At 72.8% G+C, this 15,536-nt stretch carries 16 protein-coding genes and 1 pseudogene; 11 read left to right on the top strand and 6 right to left on the bottom strand.

The genetic code is table 11. The features are described from left to right. Positions 1-620, top strand: a pseudogene (locus ABFX51_RS17040) (IS481 family transposase); the annotation flags it as partial. Here ABFX51_RS17040 and ABFX51_RS17035 read toward each other — a convergent pair. After that, positions 617-1,507 carry an alpha/beta hydrolase gene (locus ABFX51_RS17035; RefSeq protein WP_346054205.1) on the bottom strand — a complete coding sequence of 297 codons (891 nt, stop codon included), beginning with the start codon at positions 1,505-1,507 and terminating at the stop codon, positions 617-619. The pseudogene ABFX51_RS17040 and the gene ABFX51_RS17035 sit on opposite strands and share 4 nt — an antisense overlap. A gap of 41 nt (positions 1,508-1,548) precedes the next feature. Between ABFX51_RS17035 and ABFX51_RS17030 the strand changes: the two genes are divergently transcribed. Beyond that, on the top strand, positions 1,549-1,998 hold the full coding sequence (locus ABFX51_RS17030) for a MarR family winged helix-turn-helix transcriptional regulator (RefSeq protein WP_346054204.1): 450 nt from the start codon (positions 1,549-1,551) through the stop codon (positions 1,996-1,998). Here the strand turns inward: ABFX51_RS17030 and ABFX51_RS17025 are convergent. Next, a complete protein-coding gene (locus ABFX51_RS17025; protein ID WP_346054203.1) occupies positions 1,995-2,717 on the bottom strand; it encodes a Long-chain-fatty-acid--CoA ligase in 723 nt (240 codons plus the stop codon). The two genes, ABFX51_RS17030 and ABFX51_RS17025, sit on opposite strands and share 4 nt — an antisense overlap. 21 nt (positions 2,718-2,738) lie before the next feature. Between ABFX51_RS17025 and ABFX51_RS17020 the strand changes: the two genes are divergently transcribed. Further along, positions 2,739-3,347 carry a phosphatase PAP2 family protein gene (locus ABFX51_RS17020; RefSeq protein WP_346054202.1) on the top strand — a complete coding sequence of 203 codons (609 nt, stop codon included), beginning with the start codon at positions 2,739-2,741 and terminating at the stop codon, positions 3,345-3,347. Here the strand turns inward: ABFX51_RS17020 and zapE are convergent. After that, on the bottom strand, positions 3,247-4,269 hold the full coding sequence (gene zapE, locus ABFX51_RS17015; RefSeq protein ID WP_091510335.1) for a cell division protein ZapE: 1,023 nt from the start codon (positions 4,267-4,269) through the stop codon (positions 3,247-3,249). The genes ABFX51_RS17020 and zapE overlap by 101 nt on opposite strands. Positions 4,270-4,309: 40 nt before the next feature. Here zapE and ABFX51_RS17010 point away from each other — a divergent pair, with 40 nt between their 5' ends. Then, positions 4,310-5,056, top strand: coding sequence for a pyrimidine reductase family protein (locus ABFX51_RS17010; protein WP_091510333.1), 747 nt, complete (start codon positions 4,310-4,312; stop codon positions 5,054-5,056). A gap of 2 nt (positions 5,057-5,058) precedes the next feature. Here the strand turns inward: ABFX51_RS17010 and ABFX51_RS17005 are convergent, their stop codons facing one another. Next, positions 5,059-5,517: a MarR family transcriptional regulator gene (locus ABFX51_RS17005; protein ID WP_091510330.1), complete on the bottom strand. Its 459-nt coding sequence runs from the start codon at positions 5,515-5,517 to the stop codon at positions 5,059-5,061. 84 nt (positions 5,518-5,601) lie between these two features. On the opposite strand from ABFX51_RS17005, the gene ABFX51_RS17000 reads away from it, so the two are divergent. The 4 genes from ABFX51_RS17000 to ABFX51_RS16985 all read left to right on the top strand — a co-directional run bounded on the left by ABFX51_RS17000 (position 5,602) and on the right by ABFX51_RS16985 (position 10,160). Next, positions 5,602-6,126, top strand: a complete 525-nt coding sequence (locus tag ABFX51_RS17000; protein WP_091510328.1) for a GNAT family N-acetyltransferase — start codon at positions 5,602-5,604, stop codon at positions 6,124-6,126. A gap of 15 nt (positions 6,127-6,141) precedes the next feature. Then, positions 6,142-7,212 carry an ATP-dependent DNA ligase gene (locus tag ABFX51_RS16995; protein WP_428832478.1) on the top strand — a complete coding sequence of 357 codons (1,071 nt, stop codon included), beginning with the start codon at positions 6,142-6,144 and terminating at the stop codon, positions 7,210-7,212. Positions 7,213-7,270: 58 nt separating this feature from the next. Continuing rightward, the gene (locus ABFX51_RS16990; RefSeq protein ID WP_346054200.1) at positions 7,271-8,833 is read left to right on the top strand and encodes an alpha/beta hydrolase; all 1,563 of its coding nucleotides are present in this window, start codon (positions 7,271-7,273) and stop codon (positions 8,831-8,833) included. Between the two features lie 130 nt (positions 8,834-8,963). Continuing rightward, complete coding sequence (locus ABFX51_RS16985; RefSeq protein ID WP_245783172.1) at positions 8,964-10,160, top strand: glycosyltransferase 87 family protein; 1,197 nt, start codon at positions 8,964-8,966, stop codon at positions 10,158-10,160. Here the strand turns inward: ABFX51_RS16985 and ABFX51_RS16980 are convergent. Continuing rightward, positions 10,085-11,110 carry an MsnO8 family LLM class oxidoreductase gene (locus ABFX51_RS16980; protein ID WP_346054199.1) on the bottom strand — a complete coding sequence of 342 codons (1,026 nt, stop codon included), beginning with the start codon at positions 11,108-11,110 and terminating at the stop codon, positions 10,085-10,087. The two genes, ABFX51_RS16985 and ABFX51_RS16980, sit on opposite strands and share 76 nt — an antisense overlap. 40 nt (positions 11,111-11,150) lie before the next feature. Between ABFX51_RS16980 and ABFX51_RS16975 the strand changes: the two genes are divergently transcribed. Further along, a complete protein-coding gene (locus ABFX51_RS16975; protein ID WP_346054198.1) occupies positions 11,151-12,041 on the top strand; it encodes an LLM class flavin-dependent oxidoreductase in 891 nt (296 codons plus the stop codon). A 120-nt stretch (positions 12,042-12,161) separates the two neighbouring features. Here ABFX51_RS16975 and ligD read toward each other — a convergent pair whose 3' ends face one another. Next, positions 12,162-13,178 (bottom strand): non-homologous end-joining DNA ligase, encoded by a 1,017-nt coding sequence (ligD, locus tag ABFX51_RS16970; protein ID WP_346054197.1) that lies wholly within the window; start codon positions 13,176-13,178, stop codon positions 12,162-12,164. A gap of 43 nt (positions 13,179-13,221) precedes the next feature. On the opposite strand from ligD, the gene ABFX51_RS16965 reads away from it, so the two are divergent. Together ABFX51_RS16965 and ABFX51_RS16960 are read left to right on the top strand one after the other, a co-directional pair. Then, positions 13,222-13,950, top strand: coding sequence for a TVP38/TMEM64 family protein (locus ABFX51_RS16965; protein ID WP_346054196.1), 729 nt, complete (start codon positions 13,222-13,224; stop codon positions 13,948-13,950). 68 nt (positions 13,951-14,018) lie between these two features. Beyond that, complete coding sequence (locus tag ABFX51_RS16960) at positions 14,019-15,527, top strand: serine/threonine-protein kinase (protein WP_428832477.1); 1,509 nt, start codon at positions 14,019-14,021, stop codon at positions 15,525-15,527. Positions 15,528-15,536 lie beyond the last annotated feature (9 nt).

Genomic DNA, 15,536 nt, shown 5'->3' with positions numbered 1-15,536 from the left:
CCTGCGCCGCTACGAACACGACCACCCCGGCTCGCTGATCCATGTCGATGTCACCAAGTTCGGCAACATCCCCGACGGTGGCGGACACCGCTACCTCGGCCGACAGCAGGGCGCCCGCAACAAACGAGCTACACCCGGCTTGCCGCGCAACGCCTATCGCAGGCCCACGCACCGGCACCGCCTTCGTACACACGGTGCTCGATGACCACTCCCGTGTCGCCTACGCCGAGATCCACCCAGATGAGACCGCCGCCACCGCCACCGCGGTCCTGCGCCGGGCGGTCGCGTGGTTCGCCGACCTCGGCGTCACCGTCGAGCGTGTGGTGTCGGACAACGGGTCGGCCTACCGGTCCCACGCTTGGCGCGACACGTGCACCGAGCTGGGAATCACCCCGAAACGGACCCGGCCCTACCGGCCGCAAACCAACGGCAAGCTCGAACGGTTCCACCGCACCCTGGCCGAGGGCTGGGCCTACGCCCGCTTCTACCCATCCGAAACACTGCGCCGGGCCGCGCTACCAGGCTGGCTGCACTTCTACAATCACCACCGACCCCACAGCTCAACCGGCGGCAAACCCCCCATCACCCGGCTGACCAACCTCCCTGGACATCACATCTAGAGCCGCTGGGTGAGGAACAGCGCGGCGCGGTCGAGTGCCTCGTCGGCCTCGTCGAGCACGCCCGCGAACGACTGGAACACGTGCGGCACGCCGGCGACGACGTCGAGGATCACGTCGACCCCGGCGTCCCTCGCGCGCGCCGCCAGGCGCGTCGAGTCGTCCAGCAGGATTTCGTTCGTGCCCACCTGGAGCAGCATCGGCGGGAACCCCGTCAGGTCGGCGAACACCGCGGGGCTCAGCAGCTCCTGGGCCGGGTCCGCCCCCGCGAGGTACATCGATCCCGTGTACTCCAGGCCCTCGCGCGTGAACAGCGGGTCGATGCCCGCCTTGCTGTCCATGCTCTCGCCCGTCCTGGTGGCGTCGAGCCCCGGCGAGAACGCCACGATCGCGGCGGGCAGCGGCAGGCCGGCGGCGCGGGCCGCGAGGCACGTCGTGACGGTGAGCCCACCGCCGGCCGAGTCCCCGGCGAACGCGACGGTCGCGGGGTCGGCACCGCCTTCGAGGAGGGCGCGGTAGGCGCTGACCGTGTCCTCGATCGCGGCCGGGAACGGGTGTTCCGGCGCGAGCCGGTAGTCCACCGACAACGCCCTGAAACCGGTTCTGGCCACCAGGTTCCCGGTCAGCGACAGCGCGGTCTCCGGCGAGCCGAACACGAAGGAGCCGCCGTGGAAGTACAGGATCGTGCCCGGGCGCGCCTCGCCCTCCGGTTCGACCAGCAGCGTCCGGTGGCCGCCGAGTTCCGTCTCCGTGGTGCGGATCCCCTCCGGCACGATCATGGTCGCCATCAGCTCCGCGAAGCCCGCCCGGATCGCCTCGACCGAACGCGGCCCCGCCGGCCGCGGCGCACGCAGCATCGCGTCGATCTTTTCCCGTTGCGCCTTGCTCATCCCCGCTCCTTCCGAAAGTACATGCCGGTACAGTATATGCCGTGGAATATAAGTCGTTGTTCGCCGACCTGGTCCGCTGCGAGACGCGTCTGTACAACGCGCTCAACGACCGCCTGCGGGAACGGCACGGCATCGTCACGTCGCAGTACGAGTTCCTGCGCTACCTGCGCGAACACCCCGGCGCACGGGTCGCGGAACTGGCGGCCGAGTTCGTCATCGGCATCGGGGCGACCAGCAAGGGGATGGACCGCCTGGAGCAGCGCGGCTGGATCGCGCGGCAGCCGAACCCGGCCGACCGGCGATCGTCGTTGCTGGTGCTGACCGACGAGGGAGCGCAGCTGGCCGAGGCCGCCGAGCGGACCGTCACGGACCGCCTGTCGGAACTGCTCGGCGGCCCGCTCACCGGCGCGCAGCTGTCGGCCGCCGCCCGGGCCCTCTCACTCCTGCGCGCCGCACTGGAGCGAGACCGGATCGGGACGCCGACGGGCTAGTACTCCACCCACACGTTGGGTTCGACGTACACGGCGAAGTCGTGCGCCACCGAGGCGAGCACGGGCACCAGTGCACCTTCGACGACGTTCGGGCCATCGGACAACGGTTTCCCGGTCCACTCGTGCCACTGCCACAGCGTGCCGCTGACGGTCATGGCGAACGGGGCGATCTTGACGAACCGCGCGCCGAGCCGTTCGTGCACGCGCAGCCACGGGTCCTCGGGCAGGCCGTCCGCCCGGCGGCGCGCCACGAACTCCGCCATCGGCACGTGCGGTTCCAGGGCCTTGGTCGTCGGGCGCACCGGCACCACCAGGCGGGACAGCCCGCGCGCGGACTCCTCCAGCACGCGCAACGCCTCCGCCGCGATCCCTTCCCCGCGCCGCCCCAGCGCCACCTGCACGTCCAGCGCCGCGAGCGCGGTCGGGCGGCGGCCGTCGAGCGCGTCCTCGGCGGCCCACAGGATCGCGCCGTCCCAGCCGGTGTCGGGCAGTTCCTCCCGGCCCGGCGCGGGAAACGCCACCGGCACCCCCACCGCGCGCGCCACCGGCTCGCCGCCGTCGAGGAGGACCAGGAAGTGCTCCGGCCAGCGGCGCGCGAGCCGGGCCGCCCTCGTCAGCGTGCCGATCTCGTCGTGCTGCAGGAACTCGAAGCCGATGTCACCGATCCGCAGCGCCGCGTCGAGCAGGTCCGGCCGCGTCGCGAGGGTTTCCACGTGCACGGCGTCAGTATCCTGGCGGCGGTGAAGGCACGGATCGGCGCGGCGGCAACGGCACTGGCCGTCGTGGTCGTGCTCGGGATCTGGTCACCGGAACCGCTCATGCGCGGCCGCGGCGACGGGAGCGCGCTGCCTGAGTTGTTGTCGTTGTTCCTGCGCCCGACCGAACCGTACGTGCTGATCCCGCTCGTCGCGCTCGCCGTGGCCGTGTCGGCGCTGCGCCGCGACCGGGCCGCGGTCCTGCTCTGCCTCGCCGGGCCGACCGTGCCGCTGGCGCTCAACACGTGGCTGCTCAAACCGCTGTTCGACCACCACATCGGCAGCTACCTCGCCTACCCGAGCGGGCACACCGTCGGCCTCGTCTCGGTGCTGACCGTGCTGGTGCTGCTCGCCAGGCCGGGCACCGCGCGTGCGGTCACCGTGTCCGCCGCCGCCGTCGTGACCGTCGCGGCCGGGTTCGGGCTCGTCGGCTCCGGCTACCACTACCCGCTCGACGTCGTCGGCGGCACCTGCTTCGCGGTGGCGTGCGTGCTCACGCTGTCGCTGGCGACGCATCCCGCGCGAGCGCCATCAGCCGGCTCACCGCGCGCAGGTACTTCTTCCGGTAGCCCCCCTGCAGCATCTCCTCGGTGAACAGCTGCGAAAGCGGCTGCCCCGAGGCGAGCACCGGGATCGCCCGGTCGTAGAGCCGGTCGGCGAACGCGACCAGGCGCAGCGCGACGTTCTGGTCCGGCGCCGCGTGCACCCCCCGCAGGTGCACGAGCGAAACGCCGTCGACGAGCCGCCCGTACTTGGACGGGTGCAGGCTCGCCAGGTGCTCGCACAACGCGTCGAAGTCGTCGATCGTCGAACCCTCGTGCGCGGCCGCCGACTCCTCCAGCGCCGCGTCGTCGGCGGGCGGGGGCGGTTCGGGCAGGCCGCGGTGGCGGTAGTCGGGGCCGTCGACGCGGGTCACGGAGAACCGCGCGGACAGCGACTGGATCTCCCGCAGGAAGTCCTCGGCCGCGAACCGGCCCTCGCCCAGCTTGTCGGGCAGCGTGTTCGACGTCGCCGCGACGTACACGCCCGCGTCGGTCAGCTCGCGCAGCAGGCGGCTCACCAGCGTCGTGTCACCGGGGTCGTCCAGCTCGAACTCGTCGATCGCGAGCAGCTTGTGCTCCGACAGCCGCCGCACCGCCTCGGCGAACCCGACCGCGCCGACCAGGTTCGTCAGCTCCACGAACGTGCCGTACGCCTTGGGCCCGGGCGCCGCATGCCAGGTCGAAGCCAGCAGGTGCGTCTTGCCGACACCGAACCCGCCGTCGAGGTAGAGCCCCTGCTTGCCGCCGTCGTCCTCGCCGCCGCCGAACAACCCGAAGAACCGGGACTTCCTGCCCGACCGCGCGGAGATCCGCGCGGCGAAGGCCTCGCACGACTCGACCGCCTGCGCCTGGCTCGGCTCGTCCGGGTTCGGGATGTAGGTCGAGAACCGGACGGCGTCGAACCGCGGCGGCGGCACGAGCGCCGAGATCAGCTCGTCGGGGCTGATCTCGGGACGGCGGTCGGTCAGGTGCATAGCCCGAGGGTAGTGCTGGGCGGTCACTAGGATTCCGGGCATGCGCATGCTGTGGCCGACCCCACTCGACGACGTGACCGACGACGACCTGGAGCGGCTCTACGGCTACCCGCGGGACCTCGACCGGCCGTGGGTGCAGGTGAACTTCGTCGCCTCCGCCGACGGCGCCGCCACCCTCGACGACGCGTCCGAGGGCCTGTCCTCCCCCGCGGACAAGCGGATCTTCCTGCTCGGCCGCGACCTCGCCGACGTGGTGCTCGTCGGCGCGGGCACGGCGCGTGCCGAGGGGTACCGGGGCGCGCGCACCAACCCCGAGCGGCAGGCCCGGCGCCGCCGCCTCGGGCTGTCCGACCTGCCGCCGATCGCCGTCGTCAGCGGCAGCGCGCGGATCGACCCGTCCTCGGCGCTGTTCACCGACACCAAGGTGCCGCCGATCGTCATCACGACCGCCGCCGCGCCGGAGGACCGCCGGGCCGCGCTCGCCGAGGCCGGGGCGGACGTGCTGATCGCGGGCGAGCAGATGATCGACCTCACGGCCGCGCTGAAGGAACTGTCCGCCCGCGGCCTGCGGCGGATCGACTGCGAAGGCGGGCCGCACCTGTTCGGCGAGCTGATCGCGGAGGACCTGGTGGACCAGCTGTGCCTCACCGTCGCCCCGGTGCTGGCCGGGGCGGCAGGCCCCCGCATCGCGATGGGCCGCACGGCGAGCGAGCCCCACCGCCTCCAGCTGGAGTCGATCCTCTACGAGGACGGCTTTTCCATGCTGCGGTACCGGAAGGCCGCCTAGGCTCAGCCGGGCAGGTCGCCGTCCCCGCCGAGGTTCGCGACCAGGCGGCGCAGGACGTTGACGGTGGTCACGAAGTCGGCGGTGTCGATGCCCTCGTGCATCTGCCGGTGCACCCGCAGGTTGCGCTCCTCGGCCCGCCGCCGTCCCGCTTCTCCCGCCTCCGTCAACGTCATGCCCTCCGGGGTTTCGACCAGCCAGCCCCGCGCCACGAGGTCGTCGAACACGTCGTCGAAGTCGATCCCGAGGTCCTCGTACTTCGCCAGCCGTTCGACCAGCGTCGCGCGGGTCCACCGGCCGGGAGCGCCCGCGACGTGGTTGAGCGTCCACCAGTGCGGCTGGGTGAGGTCCTCGACGGCCAGCTGCGCGCGCAGCGCACCCACCACGCGCCGGTACGCCTCCCCCGTCCACGCGCCGATCGGCTGCGCGGCCAGCTCCTCCTGCGAATACTCCCTCAGTGCCATGCGCCGACCGTAAAACCTCCAGCGGACTGGAGATCAAGAGCAGCCGGCGGCGGCGTTCGCGGGAAGCCCGCTTACGCTCAAGGCATGCCCGCTCTCCGGTCCGCGCGCCTGGACCTGGTGGAGTTGTCCGAGCACGCGCTGCGGCTCGCCGTCGGGCGGGACACCGCCGGGCTCGCCGCGGAGCTCCAGGCGGCCGTGAGCGACGACTGGCTCGACATCCTCCCCGCGGAGGAGAACCTCGCCGCCGTCCGCGAGGACCCGGCCGCCTCGCCGTGGCTCTCCCGCGCGCTCGTGCTGCGCGAAACCCGCGAACTGGTCGGCGAAGCCGGGTTCCACCACCCGCCCGACGAACTCGGCGTGGTCGAGCTGGGCTACGAGGTCCTGCCCGCCCACCGGCGCCGCGGCTACGCCACCGAGGCGATCCGCGCCCTCACCGACTGGGCGTATTCGACCGGCGACGCCTCCAGCGTCTACGCGACCATCGCCGCGGACAACGCGGCCTCGATCGGCCTGGTCCGCGCGCTCGGGTTCCGCTTCCAGGAACTCTACGAGGACCCGCTGCAGGGCCCGCTGGTGTTCTTCGAACGCACGCTCCCGCTGCCGCGCTGAGGCAGAATGGCCGGCATGCTGCCGCTGTCGCCGCCGATCCAGCCGATGCTCGCCCGTCCGGCGAAGCAGATCCCCGACGAGGCCGGGTGGCTGTTCGAGCCCAAGTGGGACGGGTTCCGCTGCCTCGTCTTCCGCGACGGGGACGAGCTGACGCTCCAGTCACGGGCCGGGAAACCGCTCAACCGCTACTTCCCCGAGATGCTGACGCAGCTGACGGCGGTACTGCCGGAGCAGGTCGTGCTGGACGGCGAACTCGTCGTCGCCCGAGGGGGCAGGCTGGACTTCGACGCGCTCACCGAGCGCATCCACCCGGCGGCCAGCCGGATCACGCTGCTCGCCGAGCAGACCCCCGCCACGTTCGTCGCCTTCGACCTGCTCGCGCTCGGCAGCGAGTCCTTTGTGGACGAACCGACGAGCGCCCGCAGGCCCCGGCTGGAGGAACTGGTGGGCGGCGGCCTCGGCATCACCCCCGCGACGACGGACGCCGCCGTGGCGCGCGACTGGTTCACCCTGTTCGAGGGGGCCGGGCTGGACGGCGTCATCGGCAAGCCGCTCGACGAGCCGTACGCGCCGGGCAAACGCGTGATGGCCAAGTACAAGCACACCCGCACCGCAGACTGCGTCGTGGCGGGCCTGCGGTGGCACAAGGATTCGGAGCCCGGAGAAGCCGTCGGTTCCCTGCTGCTCGGGCTCTACGACGACAACGGCGTGCTGCACCACGTCGGCGTAGTCGGCTCGTTCCCCGTCGCCCGCCGCCGCGAACTCGCCGGGGAGCTCGCCGACCTGATCACCGAGGGCGAGCACCCGTGGCTCGGCGACCGCCCGGTGGAGGGGCAGCGGCTGCCCGGTGGCATCACGCGCTGGCGCAGCACCGAAGCGGCGTGGGTGCCGTTGCGCCCGGAACGGGTGGTCGAGGTGGCCTACGAGCACACCGAAGGCGGTCATCCCGCGCGCTTCCGGCACACCGCGCAGTTCGTCCGCTGGCGCCCCGACCGCGAGCCCGCCTCGTGCGGTTACGCGCAGCTCGACGAACCCGTCCGCTACGACCTCGACGCGGTGTTCAAGGGCGAGGTCCGGCTACCCTGACCCGCTTACCCGCCGCTCACCGGCGGCGTGCGAAGGTCGGAGCAGAACGCGACGAAGGATGAGGGGATCCGTCTTGCTCCGCCGGCCTTTCCTGCTGCTGCTCGCCGTACTGGTGCCCGGTCTGGTCGCCGGGTGCACGGCGGGGCCCTCGCAGCGCCCGGCGGTGGTGGAGAACGACGAGCCCGCCGCGTCGAGCCCGGTGAGCACGACGCAGGCCGTGCCGCTGCCACCGCTGACCGACCCGCAGGCCCCGTCGATCGACTGGGCGGACTGCGACGCCCAGGTGCGCGCCCGCCTGGAACCCCCCGCGGTGCCCGCCTCGCTCCGGTTCAGCTGCGGCGAGGTGCAGTCGGTGCTCGACGCGCCCGACCTGCCCGGCCGCGTGCAGACCCGCATCGCCGTGCTCAAGGCGGGCGACGGCCCGATCCCGCTCGTGGTGCTCAACGACATCGACGGCGAGAGCGGCACGCTCTACGCCGCGCACCTGGCGGCGCTCGTGCCCCCCGCGCTGCTGCAGCGGTTCTCCCTCGTCGGCGTCGACCGCCGCGGCACGGGCGAGTCCGATCCCGTCGGCTGCGTGCCGAGCGACGTGCGGGGCGCGCTGCTCTCCCAGGACCCGGCGGGCGGCGAGCTGGACACCGTGCTCGACGCGGCGCGCCGGGCGGGGCAGCAGTGCGCGATCGAGCTGGGCAGCACCCAGCAGGCGCTGGACAGCTGGCGCACGGCCGGCGACCTCGACCGCGTCCGCGAGGACCTGGGCGTGCCCAAGCTGAACGTGCTCGCCCGCGGGGAAGCCGCCGACGTGGTGACCGCGTACGCCGACCGTTACCCGGGCCGGGTCGGCCGCGTGGTGCTGGACGGCATGCCCGACCCGTCCAGCGATCCCGGCACCGTCCTCGGTGAACTCGCGACGGCGCAGCAGGCCGCGCTCGAAGCGTTCGGCGCCGACTGCGCGGCGCGCGGCTGCCCGCTGGGCAAGGACGCCGCAGGCGTCGTCACCGCGCTGCTGAACCAGGTGCGCGCGGCACCGCCGACGCTCGCGAACGGGGTGCAGTTCGGGCCGGGTGTCGCGCTCAACGCGGTCCTCGCCGGGCTCGCGGACCGGACGCGCTGGCCGGAGCTGGCGAACGCGATCCAGTCCGCCCGCACCGGCAACGCCACCCCGCTGGCCGCGTTCGTCGCGCCGCTGCTCAACGGCTCCCCGCTCGCGCCGTCCAGGCTCGACGCGGCGCTCGCGACCCTGTGCAACGACAGCGCCACCCGGCTGCCGGTGAACCAGGTCAGCACGCTGACCGAGACCCTCCGGCAGCGCTCCCCGCTGTTCGGTGGGCTCGTCACGCAACGGCTCCTGTGGTGCCTGCCGTGGCCGGGACGCACCGAAGCGCTGCCATCACTCGGAGTCGCCGGGCTGCCACCCGTTCTGGTGACGAGCACGAAGGCCGACCCGGTCACGCCGGAAACCGGCACGACCCGCGCGGCCCAGCAGATGACGAGCGCGGTGCGGGTCTCGTGGCAGGGCGCGGGGCACGGGGCGCTGGGTTCCCCCTGCGTGGGCGAGGTCGTGCGGGCATTCCTCGTGGACGGAAGGGTGCCCGCGAACGGCACCCTCTGCCCCGCCTAGGAGCGATCCCCGTCTGCCGTTACGCTTGGCAGTCGCCATTGGTCAAGTCCCACACTGGGGGTAAGCCGTGTCGTCATCCGCCGTCGAGGCTCCGGCAGCCGCGCCGTCGCCCTCGGCCCCGGAGAGGCGAGTGCTGCCCGCACCGGCCTTCTGGGCGATCCTCGTGCTGGGCGTGCTCGCCGGGGGCTGGTTCCTCAAGGAGCTGCTCGAGGACGTGGGCAGCCACCTGCACCTGCTCGACCTCGGGGTGTACCGCATCGCCGGGGAACGCGTGCTCGACGGCACGTCGGTGTACGACACGCCACTGCTCGGCCACACCCGCGGCGAGTGGGAGTTCGTCTACACCCCGTTCTCGGCGCTGCTGTTCGCGCCGCTGGCGAAGATCACCGGGGTCGCCTTCTCCTACGTGGGCGGCATCGGCAACTTCCTCGTGCTGGCGGTCGCCGTGTGGGCCGCGCTCGCGCTGCTGAACTACCGCCGCGACCTGCGGCTCGTCGTGTTCAGCCTGCCCGTCTCGGCGCTGCTGCTGTGGTGCGAGCCGGTGCGCGAGACGATGGCGTTCGGGCAGGTCAACCTCGCGCTGATGGCGCTGGTGCTGGTCGACGCGCTGCTGCCGGACTCGTTCCGCGGCAAGGGCGTGCTCACCGGTATCGCGGCCGGCATCAAGCTCACCCCGGCCTTCTTCATCGGGTACTTCCTGTTCACGCGGCGGTACCGGGCGGCGGCGGTGTCGGCCGCGTCGCTCGTCGGCACCGTCGTGCTCGGGTTCCTGGTGCTCCCGCACGACTCGAAGACGTACTGGTCCGGCGCCTTCGCCGACCCCACGCGCGTGGGTGTGCCGGAGAACCCGTCGAACGAGTCGCTGCGCGGCATGTTCGCCCGTGACATCGGGCTGGGCGGCGGCTGGAAGGTCGTGTGGTTCCTCGCGGCGGTGGCGCTCGCGCTGCTGTGCCTGTGGCTCGCGCGGCGCCTGTCGTTCGGCCGCCAGGAGCTGCTCGCGGTGGTGCTGTGCGGCCTGGCGACGACGCTCGTCTCGCCCTACAGCTGGGTGCACCACTGGGTGTGGCTCGGCGCGCTGCTGGTGTGCCTGCTCGACGCCTCGCTGCGGCCGCGGGCGTGGGGCGCGTGGCTCGCGCTCGTCGTCACGGCGTTCCTCGTGTCCGGCAACGTGCTGCCGCTACTCGGCGTCGAGCACGGCACCGTGCTCGACTTCCCCGACTGGCACGGGCTCGGCTTCCTCTACCACAACGCCTACATCTGGCTGACGATCGTGGTGTTCGCCGTCGTGGCGGTCCGGCTCAGGAAGCTGTCCGCGAGCCGCGAGTAGGAGTCGAGCATCTCGGCCCGGTCGTAGGTGCTGGTGGTCAGCAGGATCTCGTCGGCGCCCGACCGCTCGGCCAGCGCGCGCAGCTCGCGCGCGGCTTCCTCGGCGGTGCCCCGGATCTGCCCGCGCATCGCCTCGGTGAACAGGCGGCGTTCGCGCTCGGACATGTCCAGCGCGAGGACCTCTTCGGCCGGCAGCAGCGGCGGGAACACCCCGTGCGTGCGGGAGTAGGCGGCCGACCACGCCTCCGGCACCAGCAGCCGCTCGGCCTGCTCGGCGGTCTCCGCGGCGGCCGCGGTGACCGACACGACGACGTACGGGTACGGCGACCAGGACGACGGGCGGAAGTTCTCCCGGTACCGGCCGATGGCGTCCAGCATCCGCTGCTCGCCGCGCACGGCGCCGATCACCAGCGGCAGGCCCAGCTCGGCGGCGAGGTCCGCGCCGGAGCCGGTGGCCAGCAGGAACGGCGGCACGCGGAGCCCCTCGGCCGGGAACGCGTGCACGCCGGGGAACGCGCGCTGAGTCCCGTCGAGGAAGCCCAGCAGTTCCCGGACCTGCTCGCCGAACCGGTCGGCGTCGTCCTTGTCGTGGCCGAGCGCGCGGCGGACCCCGCCGGTGAACCCGACCGAGCGGCCGAGCCCCATGTCGATGCGCCCGGGGAACAGCGACGCCAGCACGCCGAACTGCTCGGCGACGACGAGCGGGCGGTGGTTGGGCAGCATCACGCCGCCGGTCCCGACGCGGATCTGCTCGGTCGCGGCGGCGACGGCGGCCGCGAGCACGGTCGGCGCGGATCCCGCCACGCCGGGCACGCTGTGGTGCTCGGACACCCAGAACCGGTGGTAGCCCAGCGCTTCGGCCTGCTTCGCGAACTCGACGGTGTCGCGCAGCGCGTCCGCGTGGCTCGCCCCCTCGCGCGTGCGCGACCGGTCCAGCACGGAAAGCCTCATACCGGGATCAACAGCGGGCGCGGCGACTACATTTCCGGGTATGCGCTTCGCGATCTCCATCCCCCAGTTCGCCGCCGACGGCGAGTTCGACCCCGGCACGTTCCGCGCCTACGTCCGCCGAGCCGAGGAGCTGGGCTTCCACAGCGGGTGGACGCAGGAACAGATCCTCGGCACGATGCCGCACCTGTCGCCGCTGGAGACCATGACCTACGCGGCCGCGTGCACCGAGACGCTGCGGCTGGGCTGCGCGGTGTTCGTGACGCCGCTGCACAACCCGGTGCACCTGGCGAAGAGCCTCGCGTCGCTGGACCAGCTCAGCCGCGGCCGGCTGGAGGTCGGCATCGGCACGGGCGGCCGCGCGCGCCCGTTCGCGGCGTTCGGCGTCGACGGGGAGGCACTGGTGGCGCGGTTCCTGGAGGGGCTGGAGGTGATGCGGGCGCTGTGGACGCGGCCGGAGGTGACGTTCGAGGGCCGGTTCTGGCAGCTGTCGGGGGCGCCGATGGAGCCGAAGCCGTTCCAGAAGCCCGGGCCGCCCGTGTGGTTCGGCGGCAGCCACCCGAACGCGTTGCGCCGCGCCGTCCGGCACGGGGACGGCTTCTTCGGCGCGGGCTCCACGACGACCGAGAAGTTCGCCGAGCAGGTGCGGATCGCGCGCGCGGAGAACCCGGATTTCCCCATCGCGAAACGGATTTACGTCGCCGTCGAGGACGACGGTGACCGCGCCCGCAGCCGCATGGCCGACGGTCTCGAGGCGATCTACGGCAAGCGGGGCCTGGAGGCCGTCGCCGTGGCGGGGACGCCCGCGGAGTGCGTGCGCGGCGTGCGGGAAGTCGCCGAGGCGGGCGCGGAACTCATCCTGTTCACGCCGGTGTACGACCAGGCGGAGCAGATGGAACGCCTCGCCGCGGAGGTGCTGCCCCAGGTGGGGTGAGGGGCTGCTCCCATCGGGGCAGTGCCGTGCGGTTCTCCGCCGTTCGAGCTTCGCGCGGGCCTCCACGGCCTGCGCGAAGCTGCTGCGCGTGCACCAGCTGATCAACTCCTGAAAGCGCTTTCACTCCGGCCGTGCCTTGCTCGGCTGCACGCGCTTGGGCTCCCCTGGCATTTTCGGGTAATCCGGCGGGTACGGCATCTCCCCCAGTCCGTGGTCCCGCTCGTCGCGGGCGTACCACTCCAGCAGGGTCTCCAGCCCGAACGCCTCCGACTCCAGCGCCGCGTGCGGGTCGCCGTGTTCGGCGTACCACTGGGGCACCGTGAACACGTCGAAGTCGTCCGGGTGAACCTCCGCCAGCTGCTCCCACGTCACGGGCGTCGACACCGTCGCCCGGAGCGTGCCGCGCACCGACCACGCCGAGGCGATCGTGCGGTCACGAGCCGCCTGGTTGTAGTCCAGGAACACCCGGCCCTGGCGCTCTTCCTTCCACCACGCGATCGTCGCGAGCTTCGGCAGCCGCCGCTCCACCTCGCGGCCCAGCGCGATCACGGCGTGCCGCACGGCGATGAAGTCCCACTCGGGCCGGATCCGCACCCGGACGTGCACGCCGCGGCCGCCGGACGTCTTCGGGTATCCCATCAGCCCCGCGTCGTCGAGCACCTCGCGCACCGTCTGCGCGACCCGCACGGCATCGTCGAACCCGGTCTCGTCCGACGGGTCCACGTCCACGCGCAGTTCGTCGGGCCGGTCGACGTCCGAGCGGCGCACGGGCCACGGGTGGAAGTCGAACGTGCCCAGGTTCGCCGCCCAGAGCAGCACCGCGGGTTCGGTCGGGCACACCTCGTCGGCGGTCCGCCCGGACGGGAACGTGATCCGCGCGGTCTCCACCCACGGCGGCGCCCCCTTGGGCAGCCGCTTGGCGTAGAAGTACTCGCCGGTAACGCCGTCCGGGTAGCGCTTGAGCGTCGTCGGCCGCTCGCCCACCGCCGCCAGCAACGGTTCCGCGACGGCCAGGTAGTACTCGGCAACCTGCCGCTTGGTGATCCCGCGCTCGGGGAAGTACACCTTGTCGGGACTGGACACGCGGACGGTCCGCTCCCCCACCTGGTACTCGACCGGTTCACCGTTCTTGGGCACGGCCCCACCGTAGCCGCCGAGAGCGTGCAATACCGTGGAAGCCATGCCCCGCCGGACCAAGCTGATCGTCGCGGTCGTCGTGCTCGCCGTGCTCGTCGCCGCGGCTTTCGTGCTGCCCGTGCCGAGTCCGGCGCACCTGCGCGACTGGGCCGCGGGCGCGGGCCCGGCCACCGCGCTGCTGTTCCTCGCGGCGTACTCCCTGCTCACCGTCGCCCCGGTCCCGCGCACCGTGTTCAACCTCGCCGCCGGGCTGCTGCTCGGGCCGGTCGCGGGGGTCGCGGTCGCGCTGACCGCCACCGGGATCTCCGGCCTGCTCGGCTTCGGGCTGGCCCGGCTGCTCGGCCGCGACCTGGTTTCCCGGCACCTGCGGCGGAAAGCGGTGCGCACGGTGGACGAGCGGCTCGCGGGCGGCGGCGTACTCGCGGTGACGTCGCTGCGGCTGATCCCCGTGGTGCCGTTCGCCCCGCTGTCGTACTGCTGCGGGATCCTGTCGGTGCGCCCGCTGCCCTACCTCGCCGGCACGGTGCTCGGCAGCCTGCCCGGCACGGTCGCGGTCGTCGTGCTCGGTGACGCGCTCACGGGCGGCACGCCCCCGGCGTTGCTCGCTTGCTACCTCGGGTTCGCCCTGGTCGGAGCCCTCGGAATGATCAAGGTCCTGCGCGGGGCAGCTTACGGAAGCCGCACGGAGCAGCCCGCTACACTCGACGCGGTGCGCGGGGAGGGTGTGCGCGCTCGATTCCACCAAGAAGTGCAGGCAGTTTCCGAGGAGTAGCCGCCATCGACACCGGTCAGCTGATCGCAGGGCACTATCGCCTCGTCGAACACATCGGCAGCGGCGCCATGGGCGTCGTGTGGCGCGCGGTCGACGAGCGCCTCGAACGGGCGGTGGCGGTGAAGCAGATCCTCGCGCAGCCGGGGATGTCCGAGGCCGAACGCAGCAGCATGCGGCAGCGGGCGATGCGCGAGGCGAAGAACGCCGCCCGCTTCCAGCACCCCAACGCCATCGTCGTGTTCGACGTCGCGGAGCAGGACGGCGACCCGTGCCTGGTCATGGAGTACCTGCCGTCGAAGAGCCTGTCCGCGGTGATCGCCGAGCAGGGCACGCTGGCGCTCGGCGAGGTCGCGAAGATCGGCCAGCAGGTCGCGTCGGCGATCGTGGCCGCGCACCGCGCCGGCATCGTGCACCGGGACATCAAGCCCGCCAACATCCTCATCGACGAGCACGGCACCGCCAAGATCACCGACTTCGGCATCTCCCGCGCGGCCGGTGACCTCACGCTGACCCAGACGGGCCTCATCGGCGGCACGCCCGCGTACCTCGCACCCGAGCTGGCCCGCGGCTCCGACCCCTCGCCCGCGTCCGACGTGTTCTCCCTCGGCGCGACCCTGTACCACGCGCTGGAGGGCCAGCCGCCGTACGGCAACAGCAGCAACCAGCTCGCGCTGCTCTACACGGCCGCGAACGGGCAGGTCATCCCGCCGCGCCAGTCCGGCAAGGCGACCGCGCTGCTGATGAGCCTGCTGCGCGTCGAGCCGGAGGAGCGGCCGAGCATGGCCGAGGCGCGTGACCGGCTGGCCGCGCTCGCCGCGGGCGAGCCGGACGTGAAGGCGGGCACGCTGGTCTCGCCGCCGCTGTACTCGGCGGGCAGACAGCCGGCCGCGGTTCCCGCGGCCGAAGCCCCGCCCCTGCCGCCCCCGCCGGGCGAACGCCTGCCGTGGCAGCGCACCGGTGCCGTCGCCGCGGCTCCGCCCCAGCGCTCCCCGCGCAACCCGACGGCCGCCTTCATCCCGCCCGAGCGTCCCGCCGGGCAGAACAGCTCCGCACGCGTGGCGGCGAAGCGCCGCAACGTGCTCATCGGTTCGATCGCGGCCGCCGTCGTGGTGGTCGGGGTCGTGTTGTTCTTCGTGCTCAACTCCGCCGGCTCCGATGACGGCGGCAAGAGCGCGCAGGGCGTGGGCAACGGCCCCCGCACGGCGACGTCGGCACCGTCGTCGAGCCCGTCCAGCTCGGCCCCGGCCTCGCCGGTGGGCCAGAGCGGGAACGCCGGTGCCGTGAACTACAGCCAGGCCGGCCAGGTGGTGGACCAGTACCTGGACCAGATCGGCACCGAGACCGCGTGGAACCTGCTGACGCCGGGCGCGCAGGCGGTGTTCGGTTCGGTGCAGGGCTTCCAGTCCTACTGGGCCGAGCACAAGGTGCAGTCGTACAACCAGATCCGCGCCGAGGGCGGCACGAACCCGGACGGCTCGGTCGACATGTACGTCACCGTCAACGGCAGCCGCATCCACTGGCGGGTGGTGAACACCCCGGCCGGCTTGCGCATCGATGCGAACACCCAGCTGGGCTGATGGCCTACC

Source organism: Amycolatopsis dongchuanensis, assembly GCF_039542405.1.
GTDB lineage: Bacteria > Actinomycetota > Actinomycetes > Mycobacteriales > Pseudonocardiaceae > Amycolatopsis_E > Amycolatopsis_E sacchari.
The sequence above is the reverse complement of the archived record's forward strand: the minus strand, read 5'-3'. Positions and strand labels throughout refer to the sequence as shown.